The sequence below is a fragment of the Parachlamydia acanthamoebae genome (assembly GCF_000875975.1).
GTDB lineage: Bacteria > Chlamydiota > Chlamydiia > Chlamydiales > Parachlamydiaceae > Parachlamydia > Parachlamydia acanthamoebae.
In genome coordinates, this window is sequence record NZ_BAWW01000066.1 from 556,325 (window position 1) to 571,028 (window position 14,704).

A 14,704-nucleotide genomic window follows, 5' to 3' on the forward strand; every position below is an offset into this window, starting at 1 on the left:
CTAAGAGGTTCTTTTCACAGCAAAAAATAAAGGGAGCGCAGCAAATTGTGCAATAAGCGAAAAAGCAACTAGCAAAATCAGGGATCGATCATAAAGAAGCCCCATTAACGCACTCCCTAAGAACCAAGCTATTCCAAAATAGATGTTCATGAGACCATAAGCCGTTGCCCTTTTGTTCATACGTACCATATTGGCAATAACAGCTCTCACGATGGATTCTTGGGCGCCAAGACCGATTCCCCAAAGAATCGCTCCCAATACGATGAAAGATAATCCCCCCAAAAATACACAAGGGGCAAAAAAAGCGGCGATAAAAGAGACCCCTATCAATACTGAAAATCCAATTTTATCATATAAATATCCACATATCAAAGCTGAAATACCATCTGCGGCCATCGCAATCGCAAAGAGCACGGGTATCCAAACTTCAGGTAAAAGTGCCGCTTTTTCAAAGTGAAAAGCAATTAAAGGAAAATCCACATAACCTGCCGCAATGCATGAAATGGCAGCAATATATAACCAATGTTTTTTGGTAAAGCCTTCCGTATTTAGATTGGGAGTCTCTTCCTCCATTTCTTCAGGATTTGGATACAAGAACCAGGTAGCGACTAACACACTTAATGCACACAGGGCGGGAATCAAAAGGACGGCGAAGCTGGCTTGATAGGTTCCTTGTAAATAAAGTACACCACTCACAATGAGTGGACCTGTAATCGCACCAATTTGATCCATGGCTTCATGCAAGCCAAACCCCCACCCTCTCCCTGTTTGTTTAGTGGCATAAGATAGAAGTGCATCTTTAGCCGGATTACGAATTGCTTTTCCAAATCGTTCTAATATCATCAAAGATGCCGCCAACGGCCAATTTCCAGCCAAAGCGATCAAGGGCACTGCTAAAAAATTGAGGAAGTATCCAATGAAAGTAATTGTCCAATACCGACCAGTTCTATCACTAATATATCCTGAAACAAGTCTAAATCCATATCCGATCAATTCTCCTGCACCTGCGACTGTTCCAACAACCGCCCCACTGGCCCCTAAAAGAGCCAGATATTGACCCGATATGCTGCGCGCGCCCTCGTAAGTCATATCAGCAAATAAGCTGATAAACCCAAAAAGAATTACAAAATGGATGGCCTTTTGTCTCGAAAAATTTTTAGTCATCTTGATCATTTTTCTTTTTTACTGCATCCGAAACTTTATCCACTAAATTTTTGCTATGCTCTTTAATTTTTTCGTACCAATGCTTGGCCCATACAAATTCTTTAGCAAGAATAGCCAACCCAATGGGAATCACAACAAATGCAGGGCCCGGTAAAACGAGCATGGCAATTCCGACTAAAAGAACGGTACTTCCGACCACCAAAGTTATAATCTTGCGGACTTGCCTCATGGTCACTTGAGACAAAGCCTCCTGCTCATTGGCTATGGGTGAAACTAAAGGAGCGGTATCTCTTCCTTGTGCAAATATCGATGCCAGAATACCTGTTAATAAAACTCCCCCAATCATTGCCAGAGAGACTCCAATTGGAATTTGATAATGATTCGCAATCAACATTTTCACACCAACAAAAGCCATTAAAAAAGCCAAACTAGCCTTCAGATAAGCAAATCTTTGCATCATGCTAGCTAAAGCAAAATAAAGTGAGCGCAAGCCCAAAATAGCAAATATATTTGAGGTAAACACAATGAATGGTTCTTTTGTAACGGCAAATATGGCAGGTATCGAATCAATCGCAAAAAGGACATCTGAGCTTTCAATCACTAGCAAAACAACAAACAAAGGAGTCATCTGCAAGCGACCTTCATTTCTAATAAAAAAGCGATCCTCATGAAAACCCGAAGTCATAGGGAAATAACGATAAGCAAGCCTCACCAGAGGATTATTCTGAGGTTCTAAATTGTCATGTCGAATAACAAGCATCTTGATAGCTGTGAAAATAAGGAAAGCACCAAACACATAGTTAATCCAGTGAAAGGTGGAAACAAGCGCGATTCCTCCTAAAATCATGATCAGACGAAGAAATAAAACGCCTAAAATCCCCCAAAATAACACCCGATGTTGGTAAATTAAGGGAACTTTAAAGTAACTAAAAACCAAGGCAATAATCACAATATTATCTAAGCTAAGCGACTTTTCAATCACATAACCCGCTAAAAATTGCAATGCAGCTTCTTGACCATCCAAAATGGTCTGTGAAGCATTGAGCCCCATACCAAACCAATGATTTTCGTAAAGAAAATAGATAAATAAATTGAAGGCAAGTGCTTGCATGATCCAAAAAAATGACCAAGCAAGTGCTTCACGTGTGCTCACAGCCCGTGGAGTTCGATGAAAAAACCCCAAATCCAAAACAAGCAGGAGAAGAATTAAACCAATAAAAGCAAGCCACAACCACGATTCCATGCTCATTCCTCTGCATATACCAATAAAATCGGAACATACACGTTCTTGGAATTCAAGGAAAGTTCACACAGAAGAACTACGATTTCTAAATGTTTTTAAAGTCGTAATGATATTTTGGGGTAAACATTTTTTTATTCTTTTAAATAAGTAAAATTCCCATGGCATAGACTTCCACGTTAACCAATCTCTAAATTGGTTCATGCGATAAAAGATGGGGCTCTTTTTTGATACGCTTGAAGGCCGGATGGATAAACAATCTTGAATGGCCCCTTCGACAAACGATTTGTAAGTATATAGACCTGACTCTACAACATCATGAAAAGCACGATCCGCCAATTCTTCTCTGACATCCTCTCGTTGAACCAATTCAAGGACTTCGTTAAGGTTGCTAAAATCTTTTTTCAACTCAAGATAATGAATACCAGGCTTTAAAATTCCTCCATAGGATCCTTCTACAAGAATTTGACAACACTTCGCTACACAAGCTTCTAGATGTCTAGGTGATAGAGCTGCCAAGGCTAAATTTCCATCCATTCCCGGAAAACAAGCGGCCTCAATTTCCTCAAAGCTCTGATCAGGATTTTGTTGCACATACTGGTTCACTTTGTGTCGCAAGCTGCCATCGCGATCAAAAATACTGCTACCACCCTCTACACCGATAAAAGCCTTGCAGCGCAACATAAACTTATACCAATCATAACCCAAAAAGAAGTCTTCGGCCTTTGTAACTGTTGCGATATCCACATGCATTCCTTTTGCAAGCGCAGCTTCCTTCACGACAGGAGCAATATCGACCTTTAGTTTACCCTGCCTTCCAAGCCACGCAGGCACTCGTGTTGCCCGATAGCCAATATCAATATCACGATTAGAAATCTCTTTTTTCAAATCACACATGACATGACAAATGTCATCATCCAGGTAACCTGTCAAATTTTTATGAAAATGAACTTTCGTTTGATCCACATCATAATAAATGGTGGACCACTCCGATTCTTCAGCAACAGAAAAAACTCCCTCAATATTAAAATCGTGGATAAATCGATTGATCCGATCCATCGCAAAAAATTCATCTTGTGAGAATAAAACTTTTATCGCTTTTGATTCTTTTATGGGACCTAAACGGGAAACATAATCTTCATAAGATAAACCGTTCATCCGAAAATGAATGCTAAAGAAATGTAAAAAAATTATCAGATCGAATTCAACATGGGAATAATACGAGGGCACTCCATAAGCATAATTACAATAGTACACTTGGTGGGAGGAATATTTGCCAAAGCAATGCAAAAAATCAGAAAATGTTTGTCTAAGTTCCTGAGGGGCATAATAGTCATAAATGACGAGAATATTCATGATCACCTTTTGAGCAAGTTAATCGATAAAATTGAATGAGTTTCTGTGTGACAACTTGTCTACTAAACCGACTGACAGCGTTTTCACGTAATTTTTCAGGATCGTATCGATTAATCTGGGTTTGTATATTTTTCAGGGCTTGAGAAAGAGCAAGCGGATCGTTTGGCGGAATTAAAATGCCTACTTCATTATTGACGATGTCTTCAGGGCCTCCACAACGTGTCGCAATGACTGGCAAACCTGTTGCCAAAGCCTCGATTAAAACAACGCCAAAAGTTTCAAAATTGCTTGGTAAGACAAAAGCATGGGCCCGATGCATCGCTTTCAAAACTTCGGTCCTCGACAAGGGACCTAAGAAATGGACAGCGGGAGCAATCTGATAATCACGGGCCATTTGCTCCAATTGACCTCGCAACTCCCCTTCTCCTCCAATTTCCAAGCAAATGTGGGGGTTTTTCTGATACGCCAATTGAAAGGCCTTCAGCAAAACAGGATAATTTTTGTTTGCCGTGAGATGAGCCAAACAAAAAAATCGAAAAGGAACAAACTGTTTTTGTTGTTTAGGTAAAACAAAAAAATCAGAGTCAAAAAAATTTGGCAACACATGCACGTCACGATGGGCATAATGTTCAACTACATCTTTTAAAGCACTTCCTACTGAAAAAACTTGCGATGCTTGTCGATAAGCTTCACTTAAATAAGGTCTGCTCCAACAATCATCTAAAAAGGTGCCAAAAGGTTTTTTTTTCAAAATTCCCGTAAAATGTTCTGTAATGAGATAAGGGATGTTCCATTTTTTAGATATTTCTTTCGCTGCAATCCCTCCCCATAATACAGAATGAGCATGTATCAGGGCTGGTTTTCCCTGTTTAGCTACATAACGTTTAAACAAAGCTTCTGCCTGCACAATCCAAGAACGCATTTGCTGCTTAGCCATTTTAGGAAAAAGGTTCCAACCATGTTTACGGTAAGTAGGGATCTGATTTTCGATTGAAAAAGAGGACTGAAAATGATTTTTGACACCCTGCGCCCATCTCCAATCCTTTAAAGGACGAACCTCAGGATAGATAATTCCAATGTCAATCCCCACCTGATGTAGAGCTTGGGCTTGCTCTTGAAAAAAAATCCCTTTCAAAGGGTTTTCTTCAATCGGATACCAGGAAGGAAGCCATAAGACATGAAGAGGCGCTGCTGTCATTTTTTATTGATTCGTGACCGTTAAATTGTGCTGCAATCCGACAAGTCCTCTGATTTTAGAAATTATCAGTGTTTTTTCATCCAGAGTTAAACATATTTTCCACAAAAATGCATAGTATAAAAATGTGACAAAAAACATGAGAGACAAATATTGTAAACCAAAGTCTATCGGGATAAAAGAGGCGATTGCTGTTACACAAAAACCACAGAGCATTTTTAGCAAACGTCCGACTTCATATTGCACTTTTAGCAATCGTCGAGTCGCCCAAATGCTCAACACAATCACAGCCACAAAACCAAAAAATGTGGCAAGAGCGCCCCCTTCTTTTCCTAGCGATGGAATTAAAGCAAAATTCATTCCTACGCACACCAATCCCGCTAACGTTTCTACACTAACCCGCCAGATCGATTTTTTATGAAAGAGGAATGGTGCCGCAGAGATGACATAAGCTCCCCACAAAGACTGCGAAACTCCCAATAAACCAATAGTGGACCATGTTTGATGATAAGCTGGGTGAAGCATGTAATAGGTAAGAGCTTTAGCCATGGTAAAAAGAGGTGCAATCAATAGGCACATTCCCATTAAATAATAGCTCATGACCTTTCCAAATAAGACTTTAGCTTCTTCTTGCTGATAAAGATAGGAAGAAAAAAAAGGCTGCCAAGCTGTATTAAAACTATTTACAGCCAATTCCACCGGACGTGCAAAATACAACCCCACACAAAAAAGTCCCACTACTTTCAAATCTGTGTATAAATGGAGGATATATCTTGCAGAGGACTGCAAAAGAAAATAACCAAATAAGCCTAAAATAAAAGGGTAGCCAACGAGTATCAGTTCACGTAAGTATTTAACATGAACCCCGAGAGGAATTTGTCTCAATGCAACACTGAATGTAATAAAAAAAGCCCACGCTTGAGCTGATAGAGCTCCTTTAACCAGACCTAATGCCCCATCTCCTTTGAAAACGACAAAAAATAGAGTCGCCCCAATCGAAACAAACACTTCGGAAAGATACAACGTAATGGACAAAACAGCCTTCTCGCGTATTCTAAAATAACTTAGCAAAGGATACAATGTGGCAGATAAACTGATTCCAAAAAATGAAAGAAAAACAGGCCAAGCATAATCGGAAACACCAAAAAGCCAGATGCTTAATTGATCAGAAAATAGATAAGCAAAACTATCCCAAAGGCACGCATTGAAAAGCAAAGTCAAAAAACCAGTCCATATCAATGCACCTTTATCTTCTTCCTTTTCCAATGTCCAGTAGGTACGTGTTAGCGATCCCCCAAAACCTAGTGTGAGTAAACCATTCATCATCATCCCAAGAACGGCCAAAGATCCAAAAACGCCATAATCTGCTGGGCTGAGATAAGACGTATACAGGGGGAGCAAGAAGAAGGTCACGGCTCGCGCTAAAAATTGTCCTAGCCCGTAAATAAATGTCCCTCGGAAAAGTCGTGAAAGATGCATGAGTGTAGACCAAAATTGAAAAAGCAAATAAATGACATTAGCATATTATAATAGGATTAGTCATCTTAATTTTATTATTGAGGCCATTTCGAGAAATCACTCAATCAGCTATAATGAAATCTTATCAGGGACAAAGATTTGGATTTAGGAGCAACCTATTATGCAAAAACCGACGCTTCTTCTTATTGAAGACGAGGAAGATATTGCCGCATTAATTAAATTGCAGGCTGAGATATCGGGATACAAAATTATAACAGAAGTAGATGGCTTGAATGGCTTTCGAGCGATCGAACGAGAAAAACCAGACTTGGTGATTTTAGATATTATGATCCCTGGCATGAGCGGATTAGACGTATGCCGCAAAATAAAAAGTTCCGCCGAACTAAAATCGATCCCTGTCATCATGATTTCTGCTAAAAGTGAAGAGCTAGATGTCGTGCTCGGTCTAGAATTAGGGGCAGATGACTATGTGACCAAACCTTTTTCCCCCAAAGTGCTTTTTTCAAGAATCCGAGCCGTTTTACGCAGAGGGAAAGAAACGGAAAAACCTCCGAGAGTGTTAACTTTTGGTCCTTATACAATGGAAGTTGATCGTTATACAATTCGAAATAAAGATAAATATATCTCCCTAACCCTTTCCGAATTTGGCATTCTTCGCCGATTATTGATGAATCGGGGGAAAGTACTCACACGCAATCAACTTCTCGATGATGTCCAAAATGACGACGCTTTTATAGTCGATCGCAATATCGATGTGCACATTGCCGCTTTGCGCAAAAAATTAGGTCCTAATTTTGACGGCATTGAAACGGTGCGGGGCGTTGGCTACCGATTTAAGGACGAAGACTAAAAAGTGCGATAGAAGGGATAGTCTGCGAGTTCGAGGAGCTCTTGATCTCCTCGGCTATCTCCATAAGCATAAAGTACATAGCCTTCTTTAGGACCAAGCAATTGCTCCAATCGTTTAGTTTTTTCCGGTCCCCAACAATTTTTCCCAGCAAGCTGCCCCGTAATACGCTTATTCTGCGTTAACTCAAGTTCAGAAGCCACAATATCTGAAAAGCCATGAGCCAGTGCCCACGGGCGCAAGTAAATCTCTAAATTTGCACTGACAAGTACACATCGATGCCCTTGCGCAAGGTGCCACTGAATTTTTTCCGCCCCCTTAGGTCGAATTTTGCTATCTAAGATCTGCTCTGCAAAAGCTCTGCCTAATTCAGCCACTTTCTCAATGGAATCTCCTTCAAAAAACCGCGTTAAAATGGCTTCCTTTATGGCTTGCCTTGTCACAAGCCCCAGCTCGAATTCTGCAAACTGGGGAAGAAGGATGAAAAGTTTTTTTAAGGTTTCCAAACGAGAATGGGTAAAAAACAAAAAAGGCAAAAGAGAATCTCTATAGGTCAGAGTTCCATCAAAATCAAATGCTGCAATTATTGGTTTTTCTGTCATGAGTCACCACTTATTATTGTTTTTTAAAAACTCTTTAATAAAACTCAATTAAAATAAAGAGTAGTTGATTTAAGTTCAATTTTATGATATAACATTTTCAACTTTAGAGGTATTTATATATGATGTCTATTTCTCTTCAAACACCTGCCTGCATTGATGCGTTTAAAAAAGTGGCTCGTTCAATCAAAATAAATCCGGAAAATCATCTTTATTTAGAGCTTTCTGATTCTGTACATGCCTCAGGAGATAAAAAAAACAGCTTGGGTTTTACCCAGATTAGAAAACTCTTTGAGGATCTTCACAAAAATAAACAACTTAACTTTAAAGAGGCTAAAAGTTTACAAAAATCTTTTGCAATCATCTCAAAAAGTTTTAGTACAACAAAAAAAGAAGGATTGATAAAAAAAATCCGCAGAAAATGGCTTTCTTTTCTGGCACGGCGCTCAATAAGAAAAGTTCCTTCTCCTTTACAATTTGCTCAAATATACTCCGATTTAAAAAAAATTAAACCCAAGTCTTTCGAAAAATTAACAAAAAGTGAATACATAGCCTTAAAGTTTTATTCTAATCTTCATTTTAAACAAATTAACTGCTTACTTAGGGAAGATTCAGTTCAAAACAAGGAAATGAAATTTGTCATAAAATCCATGAAAGATGCTCTTGTCAAACTCCCAAAGAAAAGTGAATGCCTTTATAGAGGGGTCGCATTCCCAAAACAAATTTCTCTAAATATTAGGGATGTGTATTCAGATAAGGCTTTCCTGAGCTTTTCAAAAAAGAAGAAAATGGCACAAACATTTCTGAATCGAGACGAAGAACAAAAAGTTCTTTTCAAAATCAAAAAATCTCAACATGCTAAAAGCATCTCTGGCATCAGCATCCTCAAAAAAGAAAAAGAACATCTGTACTTACCAGAACAACAATTCCGCATTGTTAAAATTAAAACCGATAAGGAAGTAACCTTTAAATATCATAAGGTCTCTTATACGAAAGTGATCCTTCAAGAGATCTAATCTGATCATCATTCAAACACCGCAATAAAGCCCTTTTGACAAATCCAAAAATGCGCTAAGATCCGGAATGAAAAATTTGGAAAAGGAGATAATGCAGAGATGAACAAAACCCACCCCTACTCCATAGGCGTGCTTGCGCTATTTATATTGCTGTGTCTTTTCGTTGAAGTCGCTGGAGGGTGGTTTACCCAAGTGAGTTTGAATACTTGGTATCCCAAGTTGATGAAGCCTTCTTGGATTCCGCCTGCATGGATTTTTGGACCGGTTTGGACAGTCTTGTACCTTTTAATGGCGATTTCAGTTTGGCTAATATGGAATCGGGAACAGTTATCAGGGTATCATTTTCAACCATACTTTCTTTTCACCTTACAGCTTGCCCTAAACCTGGCTTGGTCATGGATATTTTTTTATCTTAAAAGTCCTGGTTGGGCCCTTGTGGATATTCTGCTATTAATCATTGTCCTAGGATGGACAATTTGTTCCTTCTGGCGAATTTCACGACTGGCTGCTTCTTTATTGATTCCCTACTGGCTATGGGTCGCTTATGCCGCTTCAATCAATGCAGGTATTTGGTGGTTAAATCATTAAGCTTACTCTATCCGTAAGCTTTAATGTATTTAATGACGTCATGCATCTGTTTGTTGGTTTGAGCAAGTTGATCGATTGTTTGATGAAAGCGTCGAATCGAGTTTGTGACTTGTTGAGCGCTTTCACTCCATTGATTAATCGCCTCTGTAATTTGAGAGGCTCCTTGAACCTGATTTTGCATCCCAATATTCACATTTTCAAAACTAATCATCTGCTTTTGAACCTGCTCAATAATCTGAGTCAATTGCTCCCCTACAGTGCGTACGTATGAGACTCCTTGATAAATTTCATCCGAAAATTTATCCACTCCCATCACACTGGATGCCACTGCTGATACCATTTCATTAATCATTTTCTCAATATCTACAGTAGCAAAAGCAGTCTGCTCGGCTAGCCGACGAATTTCACGCGAAATCACAGCAAAACTTCTTCCATGCTCTCCGGCTTTCTCAGCTTCAATGGCAGCATTCAAGGAAAGCAAATTCGTTTGCTGGGCAACTTTTGAAATCGTTGTGATAATGTTTGTAATAGTTTGAGCTTTATCGCTAAGTACAGCGAGTTTAGATGTAATGTTGGTGGATGCCTCAATCATCTGCTGCATGGTATTTTCCATTTTTGCCAATCCTTCCATCCCTGAATTGGCTAAAGTAGAGGTCTCTTCACCTCTAGAACTAATCGTATTTAAAGTATTAGAGAATTCCTTAGCTGTAGCTGCAATCTCTTTGGCTGTCACTGCAATTTGTTTTGAGGTAATTTCCTGTTCTACAGCTGTTGACTCCAACTGCTTAGAAGCATCTGAAATAAAATCTGAGTAGTTCGTTAAAACATTTCCTGTTTTTTCAAACTGCTTAAAAGTTTCCTCAAATTTATCTCCAACTTGATTGCAAAGAATAGCAAACGCACCAATCTCATCTTGATACATGACAGGCATGCGCAAAGACAAATCTCCTGCTTTAAATTTTTGTAGAGTATGAATCATACCCTCCATTGGCTTCCAAACCTGCAAAATGCAGAGAAAAGTAATTAAAAAAGCAGCCAATGCTAGTGCTGTACTAATGCCTATTACCCAATTTTTAATATTCTCAATGTGTTCCAAATACTCTTTTAAACTTCTGCTAATTTCCTCAAAAGAAGTATCCCAAACAAGAGAACTTTCCCTTAAAGCCTTGATTCCTTTATCCGAAAACCAAGAAAATGTTTTTTTATTTTTGGAAAGTCCGACATGATGTTCATCTTCTGAAATTAGGTTATGAATACTTCCCGCGTAACGATTAATTTTATTCTTTATCTCGACATTTTTGTTGATGTTGGCACTTTCGCTAAGGACACTTAAATTGCGCAAATGATCTTCTAATTGCGATTTAAGGAGTTCTAAACGTTTCTGATCTTTATTGGGTAATGTCTTTTTTTGCATTTTTTCCGAATTCAACATCACAAACTGAGCGATTAAGCTTTGTCCTTTAGGTAGCTCAATAAATGCTAAATTTGTCAAAAAGTATGGGACGTCCTCTGATTGGATAAGTGTGGATTCAATTCCCATGTATAGCATGCGCAATTGTAATCTATCCATGATCGCTTTGAAGCGATCGATTGATTCTACTTGGTTATTGTCTTGAACATTCTCCAAAAACAGATTCCAATTTTGGGTTAATTCGTTTGATTCGGAATTTAAAAGATCAGAAGAAGAGGGAGCGAGAATGGGCAAAGGATTTTTAAACGTTCCTAATCCCAATTTTCGAAAATCAGAACTGATTTGAGCCTGCATTTGAATAATATCATTTTGATAGATATCCTGCTCGTATTGCATTGTAGAAAGCATGACAACATGACGTGAGATATTTTCAAGCAGACGCCTGATCAATTGCACACTTTGATTGCCTAACTGCTGATTTTCAAGCCGTTCAATTTTTTGGTTAAAAAATTGCCAATTGTAATAAAGGCTGATGGCTAAACTCAAAAAAATTAATGTCGCAATGACAATGAGTTTTTGCAAATAGGTGAATTTGCTCGAAAAACGTAAAAAAAAATGCCCCATTTTGTGCCCCAAAAAATGCAAATGCATTCAAAGATTAGAGTTTCAATCTATTCGAACCATACAAAACAGGGGCAATACTCTCAATTATTTTCTTGCATCTTTTCCCCTTCCAGTCTTTCTCCCATAAATTTTATTAAAATTTATCTTAAAATCAGCTAAACTGACCAATTCAATCCTCTTATTTGCATGTTGGAGATAATATGACTACAATTAAAAAAACCTTAAAAAATAAAAATCTGAATGAAATAAATGCATTCATTGATCAAGTTAAAATAAAAATTGGCTTTTTGGGTTCTCGCAGATTTACCTGTGATGGCTATCAAGGATCCTTTAGCTTAAATCATCTTCTTGAAATCACAGGAGAAAAATCCAAAGAAGCGCAAAGTGCCAATCAGATCTCCGAAATTTTAAACAAAATAAAAAAACTTGACCAATTAGCGACTTGTAAATTAGAGCAAACCAAGATCGTGAAATTTTTTCATTTCATCCCTCATCTTTTTGGAAAAATTCTTTCTAATAAGTCGAAGGCAGAGCAATTTCTTAAGCAAAAAGAAGCAGAACTCAAGGGGAATCCACAGGTCATGCCTTTAGAACCCGAAAATGACCTTGAAAGCGAAATTCAAGCCTATTTAGAACCAAAATCAGATGCAACAGAAGTGGATGAGCTGAGACGAATTCAATTTCTTTTAGATAAAGGTGTCAATGTTAATCGAAAACTTAATCATTATTCTCCAGAAACAGAATTGCACAGAGCGATCAAGCACAATCGAGAAGAAGTTGTCAAACTTCTTATTAAAAATGGAGCAGATATCAGCATTCCCGATGCCTTTGCTACCCCCCCTCTCCAGATCGCTTTTATCCATAAAAACTACGCAATCATGGAGCTTTTTTTAAAGGCGGGAGCGAATATTAACCTCGTCACGCGTTATTCTGAGACTTTGTTACAACAAGCTTTAGAAAAAAATGATACTGAGATGGTCGAATTTTTAGTTGAGCACCATGCAGATGTGAATTATCACACCCCCGAAACATCATCCCCTTTAATTATGGCCATCCGCTCTGGCAACTATCCGCATATCCAATTGCTCCTCGATAGAGGTGCAAATATCCATGAAAACCATTATGGCAAAACAGGCCTTCACGTTGCTATTACGATGCACGATATGGATATGGTAAAATTTTTAATAAACAATGGAGCGCATTGTGACACGAGCTCTATTTCTTTGGTCCTTGAGTCAAAGAAATGGGATATTGCCGAATTTCTACTTCAAGTAGCACGCTCTAAGCAGCAAATTACCGACAATCAGATCACAACTGAATTTTTGCGAGTGATGGAAACCGGAGAATTAAAAGCGGTGCAACTTCTTATTGAAAATGGAGCCAATCCGAATGGGATCGATAAGATATTTCCTCCTCTTTTCATTGCTATACTTAAAAATTACCATCAAATCACAGAATATCTCCTTCAAAATGGAGCCTCTATTAATTTGGAGTGGAATGGCTTTCGTGCTATTGATAAAGCGATCGAATTGCAAAATGCCACTGCAGTGAAATTATTGCTCGACCATGGAGTTCAAGTAACAGATGAAATTCTTAAATGGGCTAAGGAATTCGGAAACACAGACATTCTAACTCTATTGCAAAAATAAATGATTTAGGGCAGAGCAATTTGCAATGCCTTACCTCACCCATTTCGATATTGCGAAAAATCGTGTGCCTGGGCTAAAATTCATATAAATTTTGATTTCAAGACATAGCAAAATGCATACCGATTACTTTCACACATGCTGGGGTTTTCCCTTTTTTGGCCATTTCCGCTTCTGGCGGATTCACTAATTGATACCTCCAGTTCTTTTAAATTGTCATTCTTGTCATTTTAAAGCCTCTCATCTATTGCACTCTACTCTGTTTTCTTCATGTGATGATTGGCAGCCATTTTAACACATAAGGATTCATGAATATGTCGTCTTCGCATTCGTCCGGGAGTTCCTTAGGAGGAATTTTACTTGTAGCAGGTTGCTGTATTGGAGCTGGCATGTTAGGATTACCCATTCTTTCTGCTTTGGGTGGCTTCAAACCCTCCATCATTTTGTTCACGCTTAGTTGGTTATTTATGAGCTTCACCGCTCTGTTACTCCTCGAGGTCAATTTATGGTTCCAAGATGAAATCAGCATTGTCAGCATGGCAGAGAGAACCCTAGGCCCGATCGGAAAAATCATCGCATGGGCCATTTTTCTATTTCTCTTCTACTCTTTAATGGTTGCCTACATTTCGGGAAGCGGACAGCTTATTTCCGATTTTCTTCAGCAAATCTTTTCCATTGCTTTTCCTGCTTGGCTGGGAAGTCTCATTCTGATTTCTATTTTCGCAGGACTCATTTGCATCGGCATGCATGTCGTAGATCAGTTTAATCGTGTTTTAATGGGCGGTTTGATTTGCACTTATATCCTTTTGGTCATTTTGGGAGGCATGCACGTTAACCCGGATTTATTGACACGCCAAAATTGGTTCATTGCCCCTTTTGCATTTCCCATTATGATTATCTCTTTTGGCTTTCATAATCTTGTCCCAAGCCTCACAACATACGTTAATCGCAACACCAAAGAGATGCAAAAGATTATCCTGATCGGCAGCTTTATTCCTCTACTGGTGTACGTTGTATGGGAATGGGTCATTTTAGGCCTGATTCCGTTTGGGGAAAATGAAACTTTTCAGACGGTATTAGACTCCGGAGAAATGGCTACGACAGCCTTACAAAAAGCCATTGGACATTCATGGGTGGTCGACATTGCCCATTACTTTGCTTTCTTCGCTGTCGTTACCTCTTGCTTAGGTGTTGCTTTAAGCTTTGTTGACTTCCTGAGCGATGGATTAAATGTAAAAAAATCTTTGGCTGGGAAGATTTTTCTTTCTTTTCTGGTCTTTTTTCCTCCTTGGATTTTTGCATGCCTCTTTCCCCACATTTTTCTATTAGCTCTTAACTATGCGGGTGGTTTTGGCGCTGTTATTTTATTTGGAATTCTGCCCGCCGCCATGGTGTGGGCTGGCCGTTATGTCTACTCCATTTCTCAGCCGAACGATTTTAAAGTCGCTGGCGGAAAAAGTGCTTTAATATTTGTCATGATTGTCTCATTAGCCATTATGATTTTACAAGTTGTGCGTGAACTTAAAGGAATATAATCGA

The 14,704-nt window shown here is 38.7% G+C and carries 12 protein-coding genes; 5 read left to right on the forward strand and 7 right to left on the reverse strand.

Annotated elements, in window-relative coordinates:
- The 5 genes from AOM43_RS11980 to AOM43_RS12000 form a co-directional block, all read right to left on the reverse strand.
- Positions 1 to 1,164 (reverse strand): MFS transporter, encoded by a 1,164-nt coding sequence (locus AOM43_RS11980; protein ID WP_059360607.1) that lies wholly within the window; start codon positions 1,162 to 1,164, stop codon positions 1 to 3.
- On the reverse strand, positions 1,157 to 2,407 hold the full coding sequence (locus AOM43_RS11985) for a TerC/Alx family metal homeostasis membrane protein (protein WP_013924121.1): 1,251 nt from the start codon (positions 2,405 to 2,407) through the stop codon (positions 1,157 to 1,159). Before AOM43_RS11985 ends, AOM43_RS11980 begins: the two co-directional genes overlap by 8 nt.
- A 63-nt stretch (positions 2,408 to 2,470) precedes the next feature.
- Entirely contained in the window at positions 2,471 to 3,760 is a 1,290-nt protein-coding gene (locus AOM43_RS11990) for a hypothetical protein (RefSeq protein ID WP_059360444.1), read from the reverse strand.
- A complete protein-coding gene (locus tag AOM43_RS11995; RefSeq protein ID WP_059360446.1) occupies positions 3,738 to 4,958 on the reverse strand; it encodes a glycosyltransferase in 1,221 nt (406 codons plus the stop codon). Before AOM43_RS11995 ends, AOM43_RS11990 begins: the two co-directional genes overlap by 23 nt.
- Positions 4,959 to 4,961: 3 nt before the next feature.
- Positions 4,962 to 6,434 (reverse strand): lipopolysaccharide biosynthesis protein, encoded by a 1,473-nt coding sequence (locus AOM43_RS12000; RefSeq protein ID WP_059360448.1) that lies wholly within the window; start codon positions 6,432 to 6,434, stop codon positions 4,962 to 4,964.
- A 160-nt stretch (positions 6,435 to 6,594) separates the two neighbouring features.
- Between AOM43_RS12000 and AOM43_RS12005 the strand changes: the two genes are divergently transcribed.
- Positions 6,595 to 7,284 carry a response regulator transcription factor gene (locus AOM43_RS12005; RefSeq protein WP_006340752.1) on the forward strand — a complete coding sequence of 230 codons (690 nt, stop codon included), beginning with the start codon at positions 6,595 to 6,597 and terminating at the stop codon, positions 7,282 to 7,284.
- On the opposite strand, the gene AOM43_RS12010 is transcribed toward AOM43_RS12005, so the two are convergent.
- The gene (locus tag AOM43_RS12010; RefSeq protein ID WP_059360450.1) at positions 7,281 to 7,883 is read right to left on the reverse strand and encodes an HAD family hydrolase; all 603 of its coding nucleotides are present in this window, start codon (positions 7,881 to 7,883) and stop codon (positions 7,281 to 7,283) included. The two genes, AOM43_RS12005 and AOM43_RS12010, sit on opposite strands and share 4 nt — an antisense overlap.
- Before the next feature lie 119 nt (positions 7,884 to 8,002).
- On the opposite strand from AOM43_RS12010, the gene AOM43_RS12015 reads away from it, so the two are divergent.
- Both AOM43_RS12015 and AOM43_RS12020 read left to right on the forward strand, forming a co-directional pair.
- Positions 8,003 to 8,896: an ADP-ribosyltransferase domain-containing protein gene (locus AOM43_RS12015; RefSeq protein WP_059360452.1), complete on the forward strand. Its 894-nt coding sequence runs from the start codon at positions 8,003 to 8,005 to the stop codon at positions 8,894 to 8,896.
- 99 nt (positions 8,897 to 8,995) lie between these two features.
- Entirely contained in the window at positions 8,996 to 9,484 is a 489-nt protein-coding gene (locus AOM43_RS12020; protein WP_059360454.1) for a TspO/MBR family protein, read from the forward strand.
- 7 nt (positions 9,485 to 9,491) lie between these two features.
- Here AOM43_RS12020 and AOM43_RS12025 read toward each other — a convergent pair whose 3' ends face one another.
- Positions 9,492 to 11,519: a methyl-accepting chemotaxis protein gene (locus tag AOM43_RS12025; RefSeq protein WP_158308653.1), complete on the reverse strand. Its 2,028-nt coding sequence runs from the start codon at positions 11,517 to 11,519 to the stop codon at positions 9,492 to 9,494.
- 200 nt (positions 11,520 to 11,719) lie between these two features.
- On the opposite strand from AOM43_RS12025, the gene AOM43_RS12030 reads away from it, so the two are divergent.
- A complete protein-coding gene (locus tag AOM43_RS12030; protein ID WP_059360456.1) occupies positions 11,720 to 13,168 on the forward strand; it encodes an ankyrin repeat domain-containing protein in 1,449 nt (482 codons plus the stop codon).
- Positions 13,169 to 13,479: 311 nt separating this feature from the next.
- On the forward strand, positions 13,480 to 14,700 hold the full coding sequence (locus AOM43_RS12035) for an amino acid permease (protein WP_013924112.1): 1,221 nt from the start codon (positions 13,480 to 13,482) through the stop codon (positions 14,698 to 14,700).
- The last annotated feature ends 4 nt before the right edge of the window (positions 14,701 to 14,704 follow it).

Excerpts from the sequence above, each read along its gene's own strand:
- AOM43_RS12015 (WP_059360452.1), top strand. The coding sequence starts at position 8,003 with ATGATGTCTATTTCTCTTCAAACACCTGCCTGCATTGATGCGTTTAAA.
- AOM43_RS11990 (WP_059360444.1), bottom strand. The coding sequence starts at position 3,760 with ATGAATATTCTCGTCATTTATGACTATTATGCCCCTCAGGAACTTAGA.
- AOM43_RS11980 (WP_059360607.1), bottom strand. The coding sequence starts at position 1,164 with ATGACTAAAAATTTTTCGAGACAAAAGGCCATCCATTTTGTAATTCTT.
- AOM43_RS11995 (WP_059360446.1), bottom strand. The coding sequence starts at position 4,958 with ATGACAGCAGCGCCTCTTCATGTCTTATGGCTTCCTTCCTGGTATCCG.
- AOM43_RS11985 (WP_013924121.1), bottom strand. The coding sequence starts at position 2,407 with ATGGAATCGTGGTTGTGGCTTGCTTTTATTGGTTTAATTCTTCTCCTG.
- AOM43_RS12000 (WP_059360448.1), bottom strand. The coding sequence starts at position 6,434 with ATGCATCTTTCACGACTTTTCCGAGGGACATTTATTTACGGGCTAGGA.
- AOM43_RS12020 (WP_059360454.1), top strand. The coding sequence starts at position 8,996 with ATGAACAAAACCCACCCCTACTCCATAGGCGTGCTTGCGCTATTTATA.
- AOM43_RS12025 (WP_158308653.1), bottom strand. The coding sequence starts at position 11,519 with ATGGGGCATTTTTTTTTACGTTTTTCGAGCAAATTCACCTATTTGCAA.
- AOM43_RS12035 (WP_013924112.1), top strand. The coding sequence starts at position 13,480 with ATGTCGTCTTCGCATTCGTCCGGGAGTTCCTTAGGAGGAATTTTACTT.
- AOM43_RS12005 (WP_006340752.1), top strand. The coding sequence starts at position 6,595 with ATGCAAAAACCGACGCTTCTTCTTATTGAAGACGAGGAAGATATTGCC.
- AOM43_RS12010 (WP_059360450.1), bottom strand. The coding sequence starts at position 7,883 with ATGACAGAAAAACCAATAATTGCAGCATTTGATTTTGATGGAACTCTG.
- AOM43_RS12030 (WP_059360456.1), top strand. The coding sequence starts at position 11,720 with ATGACTACAATTAAAAAAACCTTAAAAAATAAAAATCTGAATGAAATA.